Genomic DNA, 19,860 nt, shown 5'->3' with positions numbered 1-19,860 from the left:
GCTGACGTCGCAGCCCTGTCCTGCCTGTTTCGACAATACCCGCGAGCCCGGCCGATCAAGGCCGGCTCCACACTTGAGCGGTATCTCCCGCTGCACGCGCATTTACCTTGCCCGGTCAGGCTGATTGGCAATCTTTTTGCTAGATAACGGCAACTTACTGAATTGGTCAGTATTTTGTCAGCCCGCTATGGGCGTCAGCCTGTCAAGGTGTGTCGACAATGAAAGCAGTCATCCTGGCCGGAGGCCTGGGTACCCGTATCAGTGAAGAGTCGCATTTGCGCCCGAAACCGATGATCGAAATTGGTGGCAAGCCCATCATTTGGCACATCATGAAAATCTACTCCCATTACGGGATCAACGATTTCGTGATTTGCCTCGGTTACAAGGGCTATGTGATCAAGGAATACTTCGCGAACTATTTCCTGCACATGTCAGATGTCACCTTCGACATGTCGGAAAACCAGATGCATATCCATAACCGGCATGCCGAGCCTTGGCGGGTCACGCTGGTGGACACTGGCGAGAATACGGCAACTGGCGGGCGCCTCAAGCGGGTACGCGATTACGTTGGCGACGAAACCTTCTGCCTGACTTACGGCGACGGCGTTGCCGATGTGGACCTGCCAGCCTTGATCGATTTCCACAACCGCCATGGCAAACTGGCCACGGTCACTGCCGTTCAGCCCCCCGGGCGTTACGGCGCGCTGGATGTGCGGGGCGAGCAGGTGCATGGCTTCCAGGAAAAACCACTGGGTGATGGTGGCTGGATCAATGGCGGCTTCTTCGTGCTTGAGCCCGGGGTCTTCGACTACATCGAGGGCGACGTCACCACATGGGAATACGAGCCCATGCGTGCCCTGGCGCAGGATGGCCAGCTGATGACCCATGTGCACCGTGGCTTCTGGCAGGCCATGGACACGCTGCGTGATCGCAGTTACCTGGAAGAGCGCTGGAAGGCCGATGAAGCACAATGGCGCATTTGGTCATGAGCCGTAGCTTCTGGTCGGGGCGTCGGGTTTTCCTGACGGGGCACAGCGGCTTCAAAGGCGGCTGGCTAGCCCTTTGCCTGCGCGAGATGGGCGCCGAAGTGTATGGCTACTCCCTGGCCCCCGATACCGCGCCCTCGCTTTATGACAGCGCCCGGCTAGCCGAGTGCGTGTCTGGCGAGTTTGCCGATATTCGTGATGCTGACCGGTTGCTGCGCAGTGTGGCGGCATTTCGCCCGGAGGTTGTCTTGCACCTGGCCGCGCAGCCGCTGGTGCGCGAATCCTATCGCAGCCCGGCGCAAACGTACGCCACCAACGTTACCGGCACGCTCAACCTGCTTGAAGCCGTGCGGCAGTGCGACACGGTGCGTGCCGTGCTGGTGGTCACCAGCGACAAATGCTACGAGAACCGCGAGTGGCAATGGCCATACCGTGAGCAGGATGCCTTGGGGGGGCATGACCCCTATAGCAGCAGCAAGGCGTGCGTCGAGCTGCTTTGCGCCTCGTGGCGCGAGTCGTTCCTGCGCGAGCGCGGTGTGGCGCTTGCGACCGCGCGTGCGGGCAACGTGATCGGTGGCGGTGACTGGTCAGCAGACCGGTTGCTGCCCGATATCCTGCGTGCCTGGGAAGCCGGGGAATCGGTGATCTTGCGCTATCCCGATGCCGTGCGCCCGTGGCAACACGTACTCGATCCGCTTCACGGCTACCTGCTATTGGCCCAGGCGTTGATCGAGCGTGGCCAGGATGTGGCAGAGGCCTGGAATTTCGGCCCTGACAGTAGCGGGACGGCAACCGTGGGTGAGTTGGTACATGCCATGGCGCAGTTGTGGCCAGGCGAGGCGGGCTGGTCTGTCGAGGCGCGCGTGCAGCCCCATGAAGCAGGCTTGTTGACCCTCGACTCCTCCAGGGCTCGTCAATCGTTGGGCTGGCGGCCCAAATGGGGCCTGAAGCAATCGTTGCGTCACACCCTTGAATGGCATCACGCCTGGCGCGATGGCCAAGACATGCAGCAATACTGCCGCACGCAAATAGCGGCACACGAAGGTGAGTTCAATGACTGATCAAACGGCGCAGCAGTTGCGCCAGCAAATTACCGAGCTCGTTGGCCGTTACGCCGAGCTGGAACTGGCCGCGCCCGGTTTTGTACCTGGCCAGCATGCGGTTCCGCCCTCTGGCAAAGTCATTGGTGCACCCGAACTACAGGCCATGACGGAAGCGGTACTTGACGGCTGGTTGACCACCGGGCGCTTCAACCAGGCATTCGAAAAACGCCTGGCACGTTACCTGGGGCGGCGTGGCGTGCTCACCGCCAACTCCGGCTCTTCGGCGAACCTGTTGGCGTTTTCCGCCTTGACGTCGCCGCGCCTGGGGGATCGTGCCATTCGCAAGGGGGACGAGGTCATTGGCGTGGCAGCGGGCTTCCCTACCACCGTCAACCCGATCCTGCAGTTCGGTGCCGTGCCGGTCTTCGTCGATATCGAGATGGGTACGTATAACGTCGACCCGGCCTTGATCGAGGCGGCGATCAGCCCGCGGACCAAGGCGATCATGTTGGCCCACACGCTGGGTAACCCGTTCAACCTGGCCGTGGTGCGAGAACTGTGCGACCGCTACGGCTTGTGGCTGATCGAGGACTGCTGCGATGCGCTGGGTGCCACCTATGATGGCCGCCAGGTGGGCAGCTTCGGCGACCTGGGTACGCTCAGTTTCTATCCGGCCCACCATATCACCATGGGCGAGGGCGGGGCGGTTTTCACCGATTCTCCGCTGCTCAAGCGTATCGTCGAATCGTTCCGTGACTGGGGACGTGACTGCTATTGCGGGCCAGGTGAAGACAATACCTGCAGCAAGCGTTTCTGCTGGCAGCTGGGCGACCTGCCGCAAGGTTACGACCACAAGTACACCTATTCCCACTTGGGCTACAACCTGAAGATCACCGACATGCAGGCTGCCTGCGCGTTGGCACAGATGGACCGGGTGGATGATTTCATCGCTGCACGCAAGCGCAACTTTGCCTGGCTCAGCGAGCGCTTGTCCGGGTGTGTAGACCAACTGATCCTGCCGCACGCCACGCCCAACAGTGACCCGTCCTGGTTTGGTTTTCCGCTGACATTGCGTGATGGTTGTGGTGTCGAGCGGCTGGACCTTTTGCGTCATCTCGATGCGCAGAAGGTGGGTACTCGCCTGCTGTTCGCCGGCAACCTTACCCGACAGCCCTACATGAAAGACCAGCAATACCGGGTAGCCAGTGACCTGACGGTGACCGACAAGATCATGAAGGACACCTTCTGGGTCGGCCTGTGGCCCGGGCTTGGCGAAGACCACCTCGAGCATGTGGCCGGCAGCATCGAAGCCTATGTGCGGAGGCTGCGCTGATGAGCGCCTTTGCGTGTGAACGAATTGCCGGGCGCTGCCGCAGGTTGTTCGCCCGAGCCAGCGGCGCACGCCCGTCCATGCCACATCCAGGATGCAACTCGTGAGCACTCAGCACTATCCACCATTGCACGTTGCGTCGCCGCGCCCGTATTACATCGTTGCGCCCGCCTATCGGCATAACTCAGCCGGTATCCGGGTGATGCACATGTTGTGTCACTTGCTGAACCGGTGCGGCCAGGACGCCTACCTGTACAGCTCCACGACCAACCCGATGTGGCACACGCCGCTGCTCACCAATGAACTGAGGCAACAGCATGAGCAGGCGGGTCGCCAGCCTATCGTGGTGTACCCGGAAGTGGTGTCAGGCAACCCGACCAAGGCAAGGTCGGTCGTGCGTTACCTGCTCAACGTACCGGGGTTGATCGCAGGGGATACGGAGTTTGCCGACTCGGAGATGATCTTTGCCTATGGAGAGCATCTGTTGCCCAAGGGCGCTGGGGCTGAGCGTATATTGTTCCTGCCACCGATCGATACATCGCTGTTCAACAACCTTGACAACGCCTATGACAGCCATCGCAAAGGTTGGCTGATCTACCCTGGGCGCCATACCCTTGCGCTTCAGGAACATCCCGAGCTGGCGGCGCGGTGCACGCTCATTACCAACAAATGGCCAGCCACCCCTCGGGAAATGGCCGAGCTGTTCCGGCGTAGTGAAGGTATTTATTGCTTTTCTTCCACTGCAACTGCGCTGGAAGCCATGTTGTGTGGTTGCCCGGCCGTGGTACTCAAGTCGCCCTTCTTTGATGGCACACCGCTTGGGATTGGCGAATTCGGCACAGATGGCCTGGCCTTCGAAGACGCGCCCGAGGCTATCGAGCATGCCAGATCGAGCTTGCCCATCGTCCAGCAAAAGTATGCTGACTTGCAGGGCCGGTTCTGGGACCAGTTGGCCAGTTTCATCGAGCAGACCCAGGCCATGCCTTGCACCGACCTGCAACCAGACGCCATGCAGGGGGCAGCAGGTGGGCCAGATGCACAGGTTGCCCAGTGGCTGCGCTCCCGTCGCCCTACTGACGCACAGGCGGCGTTGATCGCCCAGCGTCTGGAAGACAGGCGCATGGACTTGCCCACGTTCGATTTCGTCATCCTCCCAGACGGCCCGCCAGCTGCGGTCGAGGCCACGCGCCAAAGCCTGCAAGGGCAGATGTACCAGCAGCTCGCCGTCCATGTGCCTGCCGATTGCGAGCTTGCCACGCTTAACCAACTGGTCTTGCAACAAGGCACCGGGCAGTGGCTCTGCTTTGTGCGTGCAGGCACCACGTTCACACCGTTCGGGTTGTTGATACTCGCGCTGGAGTTGCTTGAGGGCGACCAGGTGCGTGCGGTGTATGCCGATGAGCTGGTGACCACGCCACAGGGTACCCGGCAGGCGCTGCTGCGCCCCGACTTCAATCTCGACATGCTGCTGGCCAGCCCGGCCCAACTGGCGCGGAATTGGTTCTATCGCCGCGAGGTATTCCTCGAGGCGGGCGGTTTCGACCTGGCCTGCGCGGGGGCGGCCGAGCTCGCGTTGCTGTTGCACCTGATCGAAGATGCCGATGGCCTCGACGGGCTGGCTCATGTCAGCGAACCCGTGTGCATATCACCCAGCGAAGCGCCTATCCACAGCCCTCAGGAACAGGCGGTGCTGCTGCGCCATTTGCAGCGGCGCGGCTATACCCAGGCGCAGGTGTGCATGCATCGGCCAGGCATTCATCGCATTGATTATGGGCACGCCGAGCAGCCATTGGTTTCGTTGGTCGTGCCGTGCAATGGGCGTCTCGATCACGTACAGCGCTGCGTGCATGCGTTGATTGAAAAAACCCGTTACCCCCACTTCGAGATTCTGCTGGTTAACGATGGCAGCAGCCCGGCTACCCGTGCCTGGCTGGATGGCCTTGTGGCGCGGGAGCAAAACCGGCTCAGCGTACTGAGTGATGCGTCGGTACGTGACCATGCCACTGCCTGTAATCTGGCGGCCAGGCATGCGCAGGGCGAGTACCTGGTGCTGCTGCACGAGGATACCGTGATCGTGCACGATGACTGGCTGGACGCGTTGCTCAATCACGGGCAACGCCCGGAAGTAGGCATCGTCGGCGCGCGGTTGATGCACCCCAATGGCATGGTCGAACAGGCTGTGCAGGTGCTGGGCTTGAATGGCCCTGGCAACTCGGCGTTTTCCGGGCTGCCGCACGATGAGGGGTACATGCGCCGGCTTGAGCTGGACCAGAACGTGAGTGCCGTGTCTGGCGCTTGTCTGCTGATTCGCCGGGCGCTTTACCTGGAGGTGGGTGGAATGGACGAAGGCCTGGCGCAGCGCACCGGTGCCAGTCTCGATCTTTGCCTCAAGGCGCGCCAGGCCGGTTATCTCACGGTGTGGACGCCGCATGCTGTGCTGGTGTGCGAAGGGCAGGGCGAGCTCGTGCCTGCCGAAGCGGTCGAAGCCGAACAGGACGCGTTGTATGGCAAATGGCTGCCTGTCATCGCCCGCGATCCGGCCTACAACCGCAACCTGTCTTTGCAGGGTGCTGGTTTTGAGCTTGAGACTGACCCGGGCCTGTCGTGGAACCCCTTGAGCTGGCGCCCGTTGCCTGTGCTGCTGAGTATGCCGGGCGAACTTGCCGGCACTGCGCGCAGTCGGGTTGTCGACCCGGCGTTGTCCATGAGTATCGCCGGCCTGGCGGATGTCCGGCTGGCTTTGCGGCCGTATCTGCCTGCTGAGCTGGAGCGGTTGCAGCCCGACAGCTGGGTGATGCGGCGGCCGGCCAGCGAGGCCCAGATTGACGCGTTGCGTAGCAATGCCCGGTTCAGCCGCGCGTTCAAGGTGGGCGAAGTGAATGCCGACTCGCCTGGCCTGGCTGACGACGATCTTGCAGGTGCGCTGCGGTGGTCTGCCGGCGTTGTAGACCGGCTGGTGGTGCCAACCCCTGCCTTGGCCGAAGCACTGCAAGGCTTCTGTGCCGATATTCGTGTCATGCCGGATCGTCTGCACCCGGCGCGTTGGGGGGCGTTGGCCACTCAACGGCAGCCGGGTAGCCGCCCACGTATCGGGTGGGTGGGTGATCAGTTCGGCACCAGCGTTCAACGCCTGATGCTGGAGATTGTTCAGGCCTTGCACGCGGATGTGGATTGGGTCTGCCTGGGTGAATGCCCGCCCCCGCTACGGCCCTACTTGCGCGAGATACATGGCCCGGTGCCTTACGATGACTACCCGCAGAAACTCATGTCGCTGGGGCTCGATCTGGCGTTGGCCCCGCTTGGCGATGGCTGGCTCGACGCGTGTCGCAGCAATGTGCGGCTTCTGGAATATGCCGCCTGCGGTTATCCGGTGGTGTGCAGTGACGTATTGCCCTATCAAGGGTTGCCCGTGACCAGGGTCAGGAACACGGCCGGGGACTGGGTCAGTGCTATCCAGGCGCACCTTGCCGAGCCTGCAGCCAGTGTGAAGGGCGCGCAAGCGTTGCGCGAGCAGGTGCTGGCACGGCACATGCTGGATGAAGGCTATGCACGCCAATGGCTTGACGCCTGGCTGCCAGGTTGAGGGCAGACCAGACACCGATAGAGAGTCAACTATTCCAATAGCCGCCAGGTACGTCCCAAGGCGGCGTGCAATGCCGGCATCAGCCATACACAGAACACAGCATGCCTTGGCGCCACATCGACCTGGCCCACGGCAACCAGGGGAGTATCCGGTGAAAACCATTAGTCAGCGTGACAAAGATCTGTTTGAAAACCTGTTCGTACTGGAGCTCGCCAACAATCATTGGGGCAAGCTGGAGCGCGGCCTGAAAATTGTCCGCGACCACGGCACGATTGCGCGTTACAACAACGTCAAGGCTGCCATCAAGCTGCAGTTCCGCGATGTCGACGAGTTCATCCATCCTGACTTCAAAGGGACTGCAGACCTTCGCTATGTGAAGAAGACCGAGGACACCCGCCTGACCAAGGCGGAGTTTGCCCGCATGGTGGAAGAAGTCCGCAACCTGAGCTGCATTCCCATGGCGACGCCGTTCGACGAAGCCTCGGTTGACCTGTGCGTCGAATTCGACATGCCGATCATCAAGATCGCCAGTTCCGACATGAACGACTGGCCGCTTATCGAGAAAATCGCGTCTACCCGCCGGCCAACCATCATTTCCACAGGTGGTGCATCGGAAAAAGACCTGGACGATATCGTCCGCTACTTCGAAAAGCGTGATATCCCGCTGGCCATTAACCATTGCGTTTCGCTGTACCCCAGCGAGGACGACGAACTGCAGCTCGACCAGATCGACTACCTGCGCAACCGTTACCCTGGGCATGTCATTGGCTTGTCGACCCATGAGTACCACGACTGGCACTCTTCCATGCTCATTTCCTACGGCAAAGGTGTACGTACCTGGGAACGGCACATTGATATCCAGTACCAAGGGGTGCCGGTTTCCAACTACTGCTCGCTCCCTGAACAGTGCGATACCTGGTACAAGGCGTTCCACAAGGCCAAGGAAATGTGCGGGGGTGTCAGCGGCACTCGACGCATCATTTCGCGCAAGGAAACCGAGTACCTCAACGCACTCGTGCGCGGTGCCTATGCACGTCGGGACCTGTCGCCAGGCTACGTGCTGAACCGGGACGAGTTTGAAAAGGACTTCTACCTTGCCATCCCGCTGCACAAAGGGCAGCTGTCCTGCCGGGAAGTGATGAACGGTGAAACGCTGCTGCAGCCGATCAAGGCAAACGAACGCCTGACCATCGACCACATTGACGGGCCTTACAGTGAAACTCCGGCACTGAAAGAACTGATCCTGGGCCGAGGGCTGTGATGATGGCGACTGTATCTCAGCAAATTGCGCAATGGCTGGTTCAGCAAGGGGTTGAACAGGTTTTCACCGTCACCGGCGGCGGTGCCATGTTCCTCAACCAGGCCTTGGGTGGCCATGAGCAACTGCGCTGCACGTTCATGCACCATGAGCAGGCTTGTGCCATGGCCGCCGAGGGTTATGCGCGCATCACCGGCAAGCCGGCCGTGGTGATGTTGACGACCGGCCCGGGCTCTATCAACGCGCTCAACGGGGTGCATGGGGCGTTCACCGACTCCATTCCCATGATCGTGCTGTCCGGCCAGATCAAGCGCGAGACCTGTGTGTCTTTCCAGGATGTGCCTGGCCTGCGCCAACTGGGTGACCAGGAGGGGCCGACCATCGCCATGGCCAGCCCGGTGTGCAAGTACGCGCAGATCGTGCGTTCGGAGCAGGATGTGGAGGTCATGCTGCCCAAGGCATTCGCCGAAGCCGTGGGCGGTCGCCCCGGGCCTGTCTGGCTCGATATTCCACTGGATATCCAGCAATCCCAAGTGCCACTCGATATCCCGGCGCCATCGTTGATCCAGCCGCCGCGTGCCGAGGATTTGCGCGCCGCCTGCCGTGATATCGTCGGCAAGCTGTTGCAATCGCACCGCCCAGTTGTGCTGGGCGGCACCGGCGTACGCCTTTCACGTACCGAGCAACGGCTACTGGCGCTGGTGGAGCGCTACGGCATCCCCCTGGCGACCGCCTGGACCCATGATCTGATCGCGTCCGACCACCCGCTGTTCGCCGGTCGCCCTGGCACTATCGGGACCCGTGCCGGCAATTTCTGCTTGCAGGCGGCTGATTTTGTGCTGGTGCTGGGGTCGCGCCTGAATGTGCGACAAACCAGTTATAACTGGCAGGCATTCGCCAAGCACGCTTGGGTGGCTCAGGTCGATATCGACGCCGCCGAACTGAACAAGCCCACCGTGCGCCCGGACTTCGGCGTTACCGCCGACCTGGCAGACTTCCTCGATGTTTTCGAGCAAGAGCTGGCAAAGGCCACCCTGCAGAGTTTTGCGCCGTGGGTGCAATGGTGCCAGCACATAGGGCGTACCTATCCGGCATCGGCGGAGCACACGCAAAAAGCCGATGGGCCTTTGAACCCGTACCTGATGGTGCAGCGCATTTTTGCGCAGATGCGTGCGGATGACATCGTGGTATGTGGCAATGCGTCAGCCTGCATCCTGCCATTCCAGATCGGCGCCTTGCAAAAGGGCCAGCGCCTGTTCAGCAACTCGGGCTCCGCGTCGATGGGCTATGACCTGCCTGCGGCCATTGGTGCGGCGACGGCAGCCAAAGCGGAAGGTGCACGCCGCGTGATCTGCTTTGCGGGCGACGGCAGCCTGCAGATGAACATTCAGGAACTGCAAACGCTCAAGACCATCGGCGTCAATGTGATCGTAATCGTGCTCAACAATCGCGGTTACCTCTCGATCTGGCAAACACACGAAAACTTCTTTGGCCGGGTGATCGGCGCCACGCCCGAATCGGGCGTGGATTTCCCCGACTTCACTGCCGTGGCCAGCGCTTATGGCCTGCGCGCCGAGAGCATCGCTACGCAGGGCGACCTGGCGCGTCTCGATGCACTTCTGGAAAGTGATGGCCCGATGCTGATCGACCTGCACGTCGACCCTCGGCAGGAGTTCGTGCCGCGTATCAAGTCGCGGGTCGATGCCAACGGTGCTTTCGTCACCCCGGAGCTCGATGACATGCACCCGTTCCTGGAGCCGGAAACCATGGCGCAGATTCGTGCAGAAGCTGCAGCGCTGCGTGCCGTCCCCAACACCGATAAAAGGGGTATGTAATGGCTGAGAAGATAGATCGCTTCCAAGACTTCATTGCACTGCGTGACCGGGCAGCTGACGTGGTACCGGCGCGCATTGATCCACAGCGGCCGTTGTGGATCTTCGGCGCCGGGAACTTCGGTCGTAGCCTGGCCACCGCCGCACAGCAGCAAGGTATTGCGGTTGCCGGCTTTGTAGAGACATCGCCACGCATCGATACGGCCCAGGGGTTGCCCGTATTGAACTGGCAGGCGCTGGCCCGCCAGGCGCCCGAAGCGCAACTTGCACTCGGTATTTTCAACCGCGATGCGCCTTACGATGAGTTGTTGTCGATCGTTGCCGAGGCAGGCTTCGCCAAGCCATTGATGCCTTGGGAGTTGTACGAACAGTTCGCTGCGGCCTTGGGGTGGCGGTTCTGGCTGAGTAGCCGTAATTACCTGCTGGACGCCATGGAACGTATCGGGCGCGTGGCAGACAAGCTGGCTGATAACGAAAGCAAGCAGGTTCTTTATCGGATGTGCGCATTCCGGCTCGGGGTTGACCTTGAGTACGCCAGCTTTCTGTCGGAGGAGGAGCGTTACATCAACGCGCTGACGTTGCCGGCCTTGCAGGGGCGCGATATCACCTACGTGGACTGTGGTGCCTATGACGGTGACAGCTATGAAGAATTGATTGCCTGGCCCGAAATCTCCTGCAGCCGAGCGTTTCTGCTTGAGCCTGACCCTGAAAATTTCACCCGCTTGGTGCAACGCATTGGGGCTGAAGATACCCGCGCAATTTGTTTGCCATTGGCGGCCGCTGAGCATTACAGCATTCTTACGTTCAATGCTGGCCAAGGTGAGGCTTGCTCTATCAGCCAGCAAGGTGGGGGCGTATCGATTGCAGCCGTTGCGCTGGACCAGATGCTGCCAAGTGCGCCGGTCGACCTGATCAAGCTGGATGTCGAGGGCGCTGAGGCCCAGGTGTTGCGTGGTGCTGAACAGATCATTCGGCGTTGCCGCCCGGTACTGATTGTGTCCCTGTACCACAACCCTCAGGATTTGTGGGAGCTGCCGGAGTTGCTGTTCGAGTTTTGCTCCGATTACCGGTTCCATATCCGGCAACACTGCCCGAACACGTTCGAGTCGGTCTTGTACGCAGTGCCGAACTGATGAACCTGCTATTGACCGGCGGTACCGGCTTTTTTGGCAAGGCGCTGCTACGCCACTGGCTGGGCATCGCCAATGCAGGTTTGCAGGTGCCGTTGGTCACGGTATTGAGCCGAGCGCCAGAGGCCTTTCTGGCCAGGCATCCTGAGTTTTCCGGCCTGGCGTGGCTGCGGCTGCAGCAGGGCGACATTCTGCAGCCTGCGTCGTTTCCTGAAACGGGCGGCTTCACGCATGTGTTGCATGCGGCAGCCGACTCGACAGCCGGGGCTCAGCTCAGCCCATTGCAGCGGTATACCCAGATCGTCGAGGGGACCCGTCATGTGCTGGATTATTCTGTCAGGCAGCGTATCCCGCGCTTGTTGATGACCAGTTCCGGCGGTGTGTACGGCCCCCAGCCGCAGGGGCTGGAGCAGATCCCCGAGGATTACCATGGGTTGCCCGACCCGCTGGAGCCTGCCCATGCCTACAGCGTTGCCAAACGCTGCGCCGAGCATCTGTGCATCCTGTACCAGCACCAGTTTGGTCTGGAGGTGATCATCGCCCGCTGTTTCGCGTTTGTCGGCAGGGACCTGCCGCGCGATGTGCACTTCGCGATAGGCAACTTCATCCGCGATGCCCTTGAGTCGCCCGCCATTTGCGTCAGCGGGGATGGAACGCCTGTGCGGTCCTACATGGATCAGCGTGATCTGGCTCACTGGCTGGATGTGATGCTGCGCCAAGGGCGCGCGGGCACTGCTTACAACGTCGGCTCGGACGAGGCGGTGACAATCGCTGAGCTCGCTCACCAGGTGCGTGACGTGCTGTCCCCCCAAAAAACGGTGCACATTGCAGCTGCTCAGGCTACCCCGGGAAGTTTCCGGAACCGGTATGTACCCTGCATCGACAAGGCGCGCTCGGAACTCGGGTTGCAACTGCGCCATGGTTTGCAGCAGTCGATCAGGGATGCGGCAATTTAGAGGGCTGCCCGGTTGAGCTGGCCGAGGCGCAATAATCCCATTTTTACCTGGACGTGCTAGGTCTGACTTCATGATCAACGATGTGTTTCCCGCCTGTGCACGCGAACGCGTTGCCACCCGATGCGTTTGCTGTGGATCAGCGCAGTTGTCTCAGTCCCCGGCAGTGCTGATGCCGTTTGTGTCGCATCGGGCACTGGGCTGGGCGCCTGCAGTCATCGATGCCAGCTGGGGGTTGAACAGTATCCCTCAGGGCACGGCCTACTGCGTGTGCAATACCCTGCATTGCGCGGAGTGTGAATTCCTGTTTCTGGATATCCGGTTTTCGGACCGGGAAATGCAGCGCCTCTATGATGGTTACTACGGCAAGGCTTATGAAGATTTGCGAGAACACTATGAGCCGGGCTTCAGGGAGCGCAACAAAGCGCTGAGCGCGCCCAGCGAGCTGCTTGGCCTGACCCGTTCTTACATTCTTCGGCATATTGCGCCCACGCAGGTCCTGGACTGGGGCGGAGGTGATGGCTCCAATACACCGTTCAAAGGGCAGGGCTACTCGACCGATATCTACGATATCGACAAAAAAACCACCGTGCCCGGTACCCGCAGCGTGACCAGGGACGAAGTGCGAGGACGCACTTACGACCTGATCGTGTGCCGGCATGTGCTGGAGCATGTTCCTTATCCAACGGACACACTTGCGCAGATACGCGACTGCATGCACGACGATACGCTGCTGTACGTGGAGTTACCCCACGAGGCGGTGATGGTTGGCAACGATCAGGTTTGCGCTGAGCAAAAGCGGCACTGGCATGAGCATATCAACTTCTTCTCGGTGGCGGCGCTTACCAATCTGTTCGCGCTTGGCGGTTTCACCGTCGTGGATATTCAGTCAACCGCGTTTACCAGCAATGCCAAGCTGGGTTCGGCAGTACACTTGCTGCAGGCGATTGTGAAAAAGGCACCTTTCGAGGGCGCGTGACCGTAGGGTTGTGTGGGTATGAGGTCGTCCGGCTGCGTGAGCGCCACGCGAAAGCAGCCCCGGCATTGCGGCATTCGCAGCTTTGGTCGTATAACCGTGACTTGGCAGTCGAAACGTGCATCTTTAATCTATCAAGTCAGCGGGCAGCCACGTCGATGGCCTGACGAGGCCAATTTCAGGCCCGATCCCGCACTATCCGCCATGTCAACCGGGAAGCCACAATGATTGGCATTAAAAGCATCGCCAGTTACGTACCTGTGAATGGTGTAGACAACTACGCCCAAGGTGCGAAATTCGGCAAGGATCAAGAGTTCATTTTCGGCAAGATCGGTTCCACCTTCTTGCCGCGCAAGGATGCCAACCAGGAAACATCCGATCTTTGTGTCGAGGCAGCCCAAGCATTGTTTGCCGCCAACCCGTCGCTGGATCCTGCTGCCATCGATGCCGTGATCGTGGTCACCCAGAACGGCGATGCCGAAGGGCTGCCGCACACTGCGGCGATCGTTCAGCACAAGCTCGGGCTGTCCACAGCCGTCGCGGCCTTTGACATTTCCCTGGGCTGCTCGGGCTATGTGTATGGCTTGTATGCCATGAAAGGTTTCATGGAGGCCGCAGGCCTTAAGAATGGCCTGCTGATCACTGCAGACCCTTACTCGAAGATTGTCGACCCGGAAGATCGCAATACCACCATGCTGTTCGGTGACGCCGCTACCGCCACCTGGATGGGCGAGGACGCTGCCTGGCAATTGGGCAAATCGTTGTTCGGCAGCGATGGCGCGGGGGCCGAGCATCTGCGTACCACCGATGGCAAGTTCTTCATGAATGGTCGCCAGGTCTACAACTTTGCCTTGGTCAAGGTGCCGGCGCACTTGCAGCAGCTGCTTGAAGCCAGCGCACTCCAGGCCGAGGATATCGACCTGTATTGCCTGCACCAGGGCAGCGCGGCGATCGTCGATGCCGTATCGTCGCGCTTCGATGAAGGCGAGCACAAGCAGAAGTTCGTCAAGGATATGGTCGAGACGGGCAATACCGTGTCGTCCAGCATACCGCTGCTGCTGGAAAAGCACGTACTTGGCTCCAGCTGCAAGCGCGTGGCGCTGAGTGGCTTCGGGGTGGGCTTGTCGTGGGGCTCGGCCATAATCGAACGCTGTGACTGACCGTTCGTCGCCTCCAATAACGCCGTCATCATCTGACGGCGTTTTACTTTCTATCCTGCATTACTGTGACGCCTGTAAATTGGCGTCAACTCCTTGATTTCATTGGACTGGCACGATGCCAGCAATTTTTTTTGAAATTCCGCTAAAGCAAGCCGCCCTGACGACGATAACTATTACGAAGGTTCTCTGTGCCACCTCCGGCGAATTGCCAAGGCCGGAAGCCGTAGTACCCAATCCAACGAGGAATTCGTCATGGCTTTGACTGTAAACACCAACACCACCTCCCTGGGCGTTCAGAAGAACCTGAACCGGGCTTCCGATGCACTGGGCACCTCGATGACCCGTCTGTCCTCCGGCCTGAAAATCAACAGCGCCAAAGACGACGCTGCCGGCCTGCAGATCGCTACCCGCATGACTTCGCAGATCCGTGGCCAGACCATGGCGATCAAGAACGCCAACGACGCCATCTCCATCGCCCAGACTGCTGAAGGCGCGATGCAAGAGCAGACCAACATCCTGCAGCGTATGCGTGAACTGGCTGTTCAGTCGCGAAACGACAACAACAGCGAAGCAGACCGCGACGCACTGGATAAAGAATTCCAGTCGATGCTCAAAGAGATCGACCGTATCGCCGGTTCGACCCAGCTGAACGGCAAGAACCTGCTGGACGGTACCGCCAGCGACATGACCTTCCAGGTTGGCTCCAACACCGGTAGCGACAACCAGATCACCATCAGCCTGAGCGATGCCATGAACACCACTGGCGCGCTGAGCGGCCTGAGTGGCATGAGCATCACCGGTGCCGACAGCGCCGCTGCCGAAGCCACCTTCACCGCCGCCCTGAGCGCCATCGACGACGCACTGAACGCGATCAACAGCACCCGTGCCGACCTGGGTGCCGTTCAGAACCGTCTGACCAGCACCATCAACAACCTGCAGAACATCAACGAAAACGCCGAAGCCGCCCGTGGCCGTGTACAGGACACCGACTTCGCCGCTGAAACTGCCCAGCTGACCAAGCAGCAGACCCTGCAGCAAGCTTCCACTTCGATTCTGGCCCAGGCCAACCAACTGCCATCCGCCGTACTGAAGCTGCTTCAGTAATCGCTGATGGTGATCGGCGGGGGAGCGCAGTTTAAGGCGCTTCCCCGCCTTTTCGTTATGAGGTGGTAGACATGGACATGAGCGTCAAGCTGAATCTGTCCTATCCGGCATCCCGCCCCGCTGAACAGGCTGGCGAAAAACCGGTTGAGCGCACCGAGCAAGCGTCGCGTAGCGGCAGTGACACGCTGGTACCCAATGCCATCAGTGCTGCCGAGCACAGCAATGATGCCGAAAAAGTGAAAAACGCTGTTTCGGAAATCGAAAAGTTTCTCAGCTCCACCCGACGCAACCTGGAATTCTCCACGGACGAAGAATCCGGAAAGATCGTCGTCAAGGTCATCGCCAGTGAAACCGGCGAGCTGATCCGCCAATTGCCTTCTGAAGAGGCTTTGCGGATTGCGCATAACCTGAGCGATGTAAACAGTATTTTGTTCGACGCCAAGGTCTGATCGGCGGAGAATGTGCTAAGGCAGGAATCACGTCGGGCTTGCAGGAGCAGGTGCTGACGGTCAACAAAGAGGGATAACTGTATGGCGGGCACCCTGGTTTCCAGTATCGGTCAAGGTACGGGGCTGAATATCACCGAAATGGTCGCGGCGTTGGTCAATGCCGACACTGCAGCCAAGAAGGCGCAGATCACTCGGCAGACCAGCAACAATACCGCGATGATTTCCGGTGTGGGCTCGCTTCGCAGTGCCCTGACGGCGTTTCAGGACGCCATGGCGAAGTTGAACAGCTCCACCAGCCCTGCGTTCAATGCATACGCCGCCAAGTCGGCCAATGAGTCAGTGGTCAAGGTGACCGCTGGCAACACGGCGGTGGCAGGCAGCTACGACATTGTGGTCAACAAGCTGGCGACCGGCTCGAAAGTGGCCAGTGCCCCGATTGCCGGCGGTGCGGCTGCAACGGTGACGGGCGGTACGCTGACCATTGAGCAGAATGGCAACATCTATGAGCTTGAAGTTGAAGATGGCGCGTCGTTGCAGTCCGTGCGCGACCAGATCAACAAAGAGCTGGGTGTCCAGGGTATCTCTGCCAACATCGTGAACGGCAAGGACGGTGCGCGGCTGGTGTTCAGCTCCACCACCACCGGTGCCAATACCGACCTGATGGTCAGTGGTGTCCCTGAGCTTGAGATCGACGGTACTCAGCAGATGTCGGATACCGGCGCCGGGTTCATTACCGCCAAGGCGCAGGATGCCGAGCTGACCATCGACGGCCTGGTGGTCACCAGCAAGAAGAACACCATCACCGATGCCATCAGTGGCATCACGCTGGAGCTGACGGGCGTCAGCGCCAGGTCGGGCACCGACGGCGTGCCAACCAACGTCTCGGTGTCGCAGGACAATGATGGCCTGAAGAAGTCGATTCAGTCGTTCGTCGATGCCTACAACACGTTGCAGAAAACCATTACTGCGCTGACAACCTCCACGCGTGACGAAGATGACAACCTGTCGCTCGGCCCGTTGAGCAACGACCCGACCACCCGTTCGCTGGTCAACGATATTCGCAAGGTGCTGTCCGAGGTGGGGGCGGGCGACCAGTTGACGACCCTGAGCCAGCTGGGTATCAACACCACGAAAGATGGTACCCTCGAATTCAACTCGACCAAGTTCACCGCGGCGATGAACGACAAGAAGCTGGGCTCCGAAGTTCAGGAGTTGTTCACTGGCTCCAATGGGTTGATCGAGCGCATGAACAAGGCCATCGATCCGTACAACTCCACGGACGGCAGCCTGGCCACGCGCAAAAGCAACCTGGATAAGGTGGCGAAGAACCTGGCAGACCAGCAGACCGCGCTGGATCGCCGGACCGAGGCTTTGACCGAGTCGCTGACCAAGAAGTGGGTGGCAATGGACACCGCTGTGGCCAAGCTCAATGCCCAGGCCGACCAGATCAAATCGGTTTTCGACGCTATCAACGCGCAGGCCAAGAACTCCTGATCGTTCTCGCGTTTTGCCACGCACAAGCCCGGCAGCGCCTCGTGTCGCTCCGGGCTTTTTGCGTTGACACTAAAGTTTTTTGACGCTCAGGCGATACAGAGGTACAAGCAACCTTTTCGCTGCAACGAGGTAGATCCATGAACCCGATGTTGGCCCTTCGTCAATACCAGAAAGTCAACGGCGTGGCGCAGACGTCCGAAGCCAGTCCGCACCGGCTGGTACAGATGCTCATGCAGGGCGGTCTTGATCGTATGGCCCAGGCCAAAGGTGCCATCGCGCGTAATGACATCGCGCAGCGCGGTATTCTGCTCGGCAAGGCCATCGACATCATCGGTGGGCTGCGTGAAGGGCTGGACCTGGAAAACCATGCTGACAACCTGGCTGAGCTGGATAGCCTGTATGTCTACATGAGCCGCCGCCTGACCGAAGCCAATCTCAAGGGTGACCCGGCCATCATCGACGAGGTCGCGCGCCTGCTGATCACTGTGAAGGAAGGTTGGGACGCAATCGGCGATCAGTCGTCGGCTTCCTGATAAAGGAGCATGACATGAGCGAAGTAATCGCCCGCATCGAACAAACCCGGGACATGCTGCTGGCGGCGCTGGCCGAACGCAACTGGGAAGCGGTGGGGGAGTTGGACCTGGAATGCCGCCTGCGCATTGGTGACATGGTGTCCGAAGCCAAAGGCAACGAGGCGGATGTCAGTGCCAGCCTCGAGCAATTGCTGGCCGTGTACCGCCAACTAATCGAGGTTGCAAGTGGCGAGCGTCAATCCTTGGTCGATGAAATGACGAAAATCCGTCAGGCGAAGAACGCGGCAAAGGTATACCATTTGTTCACCTGACCACCGATGTTGCAAAAAGCCGAGCGCCATTAATTTGACTGATCGGTGTTTTTTGACTTTACTAGTGGCTGTTTTCGAATTTCAGACGTCCGAACACTGACCATTCAGTCGGAATGATGTCGAGCACGCCCGCAGGGCGCCGATATGACTAGGGAAGTTGCTATTGCATGTGGCGTGAAACCAAGATTCTGCTGATCGACGACGACAGCGCACGCCGCCGTGACCTGGCGGTGGTGCTCAATTTTCTCGGCGAAGAAAACCTCGCTTGCTCAAGCCTGGACTGGCAGCAAGTCGTCGAGCCGTTGTCTTCAAGTCGCGAAGTGTTGTGTGTGCTTGTCGGCACCGTGAACGCCTCGGGCAATCTCCTTGGGCTACTTAAGACAGTGGCTGCCTGGGATGAGTTCCTTCCGGTTCTGCTTTTAGGTGAAATTTCTTCTGCCGAGCTGCCAGAAGACCTTCGCCGTCGCGTGCTTTCCAACCTGGAAATGCCGCCAAGCTACAGCCAGCTGCTGGATTCGCTGCACCGTGCCCAGGTCTACCGTGAAATGTACGACCAGGCGCGTGAGCGTGGCCGCCAGCGCGAACCCAACCTGTTCCGCAGCCTGGTCGGCACCAGTCGTGCCATCCAGCATGTGCGGCAGATGATGCAGCAAGTGGCTGACACCGATGCCAGTGTGTTGATCCTGGGTGAGTCGGGCACGGGCAAGGAGGTGGTGGCGCGCAACCTGCACTACCACTCCAAGCGCCGCGAAGCGCCGTTCGTGCCGGTCAACTGTGGCGCGATCCCGGCCGAGTTGCTGGAAAGCGAGCTGTTCGGCCACGAGAAGGGGGCCTTTACCGGTGCGATCACCAGCCGTGCCGGGCGTTTCGAGCTGGCCAACGGCGGTACCCTGTTCCTTGACGAAATCGGCGACATGCCGCTGCCGATGCAGGTCAAGCTGCTACGTGTGCTGCAGGAGCGTACGTTCGAGCGTGTAGGTAGCAACAAGACCCAGAGCATCGATGTGCGCATCATCGCCGCGACGCACAAGAACCTCGAGACCATGATCGAGGACGGCACCTTCCGTGAAGACCTGTATTACCGCCTGAACGTGTTCCCCATCGAAATGGCGCCGCTGCGTGAGCGGGTGGAAGATATCCCGCTGCTGATGAACGAGCTGATCTCGCGCATGGAGCACGAGAAGCGCGGTTCCATCCGCTTCAACTCTGCCTCGATCATGTCGCTGTGCCGTCACGGCTGGCCGGGTAACGTGCGTGAGCTGGCCAACCTGGTCGAGCGCATGGCGATCATGCACCCGTACGGGGTGATTGGCGTGTCCGAGTTGCCGAAGAAGTTCCGCTACGTCGACGATGAAGACGAGCAGATGGTCGACAGCCTGCGCAGCGACCTGGAAGAGCGCGTGGCGATCAATGGCCATACGCCGAACTTCAGCAACCATGCCATGCTGCCGCCCGAAGGGCTCGACCTGAAAGACTACCTCGGTAGCCTGGAGCAGGGCCTGATCCAACAGGCGCTGGACGATGCCAACGGTATCGTTGCGCGCGCGGCTGAGCGTTTGCGCATTCGCCGGACCACCCTGGTCGAGAAGATGCGCAAGTACGGCATGAGCCGCCAGGGCGGCGAGGATCAGGCAGAGGACTGACGTCGCCTGGTCCGGCCTCTTCGCGGGTAAACCAGCGAAGAGGCCTCCACAGTCAACCTAATTCCCCATCCCCGG

16 protein-coding genes are annotated in these 19,860 nt (G+C 60.1%); all 16 read left to right on the top strand.

All coding sequences use genetic code 11. The annotated features are described in order from the left end of the window. Nucleotides 1–218: 218 nt before the first annotated feature. Nucleotides 219–989 (top strand): glucose-1-phosphate cytidylyltransferase, encoded by a 771-nt coding sequence (gene rfbF / locus D906_RS03525; RefSeq protein ID WP_016711808.1) that lies wholly within the window; start codon nucleotides 219–221, stop codon nucleotides 987–989. Next, a complete protein-coding gene (rfbG, locus tag D906_RS03520; RefSeq protein ID WP_197739513.1) occupies nucleotides 971–2,047 on the top strand; it encodes a CDP-glucose 4,6-dehydratase in 1,077 nt (358 codons plus the stop codon). Before rfbF ends, rfbG begins: the two co-directional genes overlap by 19 nt. Continuing rightward, nucleotides 2,040–3,362 carry a lipopolysaccharide biosynthesis protein RfbH gene (gene rfbH, locus D906_RS03515; RefSeq protein ID WP_027615304.1) on the top strand — a complete coding sequence of 441 codons (1,323 nt, stop codon included), beginning with the start codon at nucleotides 2,040–2,042 and terminating at the stop codon, nucleotides 3,360–3,362. The genes rfbG and rfbH overlap by 8 nt, the downstream gene beginning before the upstream one ends. A 91-nt stretch (nucleotides 3,363–3,453) precedes the next feature. Further along, on the top strand, nucleotides 3,454–6,942 hold the full coding sequence (locus D906_RS03510) for a glycosyltransferase (protein WP_027615303.1): 3,489 nt from the start codon (nucleotides 3,454–3,456) through the stop codon (nucleotides 6,940–6,942). Nucleotides 6,943–7,093: 151 nt separating this feature from the next. Continuing rightward, complete coding sequence (locus D906_RS03505; protein ID WP_012051613.1) at nucleotides 7,094–8,203, top strand: N-acetylneuraminate synthase family protein; 1,110 nt, start codon at nucleotides 7,094–7,096, stop codon at nucleotides 8,201–8,203. A gap of 2 nt (nucleotides 8,204–8,205) precedes the next feature. Then, entirely contained in the window at nucleotides 8,206–10,035 is a 1,830-nt protein-coding gene (locus D906_RS03500) for a thiamine pyrophosphate-binding protein (protein ID WP_232238337.1), read from the top strand. Further along, nucleotides 10,035–11,165 carry an FkbM family methyltransferase gene (locus tag D906_RS03495; protein ID WP_016711803.1) on the top strand — a complete coding sequence of 377 codons (1,131 nt, stop codon included), beginning with the start codon at nucleotides 10,035–10,037 and terminating at the stop codon, nucleotides 11,163–11,165. The genes D906_RS03500 and D906_RS03495 overlap by 1 nt, the downstream gene beginning before the upstream one ends. Continuing rightward, complete coding sequence (locus D906_RS03490; RefSeq protein ID WP_027615301.1) at nucleotides 11,165–12,118, top strand: NAD(P)-dependent oxidoreductase; 954 nt, start codon at nucleotides 11,165–11,167, stop codon at nucleotides 12,116–12,118. Before D906_RS03495 ends, D906_RS03490 begins: the two co-directional genes overlap by 1 nt. 70 nt (nucleotides 12,119–12,188) lie before the next feature. Continuing rightward, nucleotides 12,189–13,094: a class I SAM-dependent methyltransferase gene (locus tag D906_RS03485; RefSeq protein WP_027615300.1), complete on the top strand. Its 906-nt coding sequence runs from the start codon at nucleotides 12,189–12,191 to the stop codon at nucleotides 13,092–13,094. Nucleotides 13,095–13,315: 221 nt separating this feature from the next. Beyond that, a complete protein-coding gene (locus D906_RS03480; RefSeq protein ID WP_016711800.1) occupies nucleotides 13,316–14,251 on the top strand; it encodes a ketoacyl-ACP synthase III in 936 nt (311 codons plus the stop codon). A gap of 252 nt (nucleotides 14,252–14,503) precedes the next feature. Beyond that, entirely contained in the window at nucleotides 14,504–15,355 is an 852-nt protein-coding gene (locus tag D906_RS03475; protein WP_027615299.1) for a flagellin domain-containing protein, read from the top strand. Between the two features lie 71 nt (nucleotides 15,356–15,426). Beyond that, nucleotides 15,427–15,804 carry a flagellar protein FlaG gene (locus D906_RS03470; protein ID WP_027615298.1) on the top strand — a complete coding sequence of 126 codons (378 nt, stop codon included), beginning with the start codon at nucleotides 15,427–15,429 and terminating at the stop codon, nucleotides 15,802–15,804. A gap of 81 nt (nucleotides 15,805–15,885) precedes the next feature. Further along, nucleotides 15,886–17,298, top strand: a complete 1,413-nt coding sequence (gene fliD, locus D906_RS03465; RefSeq protein ID WP_027615297.1) for a flagellar filament capping protein FliD — start codon at nucleotides 15,886–15,888, stop codon at nucleotides 17,296–17,298. A gap of 137 nt (nucleotides 17,299–17,435) precedes the next feature. Then, nucleotides 17,436–17,831, top strand: coding sequence for a flagellar export chaperone FliS (fliS, locus tag D906_RS03460; protein WP_016711797.1), 396 nt, complete (start codon nucleotides 17,436–17,438; stop codon nucleotides 17,829–17,831). A gap of 14 nt (nucleotides 17,832–17,845) precedes the next feature. Then, nucleotides 17,846–18,142 (top strand): hypothetical protein, encoded by a 297-nt coding sequence (locus tag D906_RS03455; RefSeq protein ID WP_016711796.1) that lies wholly within the window; start codon nucleotides 17,846–17,848, stop codon nucleotides 18,140–18,142. Between the two features lie 167 nt (nucleotides 18,143–18,309). After that, the gene (gene fleQ / locus D906_RS03450; RefSeq protein WP_027609437.1) at nucleotides 18,310–19,785 is read left to right on the top strand and encodes a transcriptional regulator FleQ; all 1,476 of its coding nucleotides are present in this window, start codon (nucleotides 18,310–18,312) and stop codon (nucleotides 19,783–19,785) included. The last annotated feature ends 75 nt before the right edge of the window (nucleotides 19,786–19,860 follow it).

Origin of the sequence: Pseudomonas sp. LAIL14HWK12:I1 (genome assembly GCF_003202095.1) — a bacterium.
GTDB classification, from domain to species: Bacteria; Pseudomonadota; Gammaproteobacteria; order Pseudomonadales; family Pseudomonadaceae; genus Aquipseudomonas; species Aquipseudomonas monteilii.
This window is presented reverse-complemented; position numbering and strand designations above follow the sequence as displayed.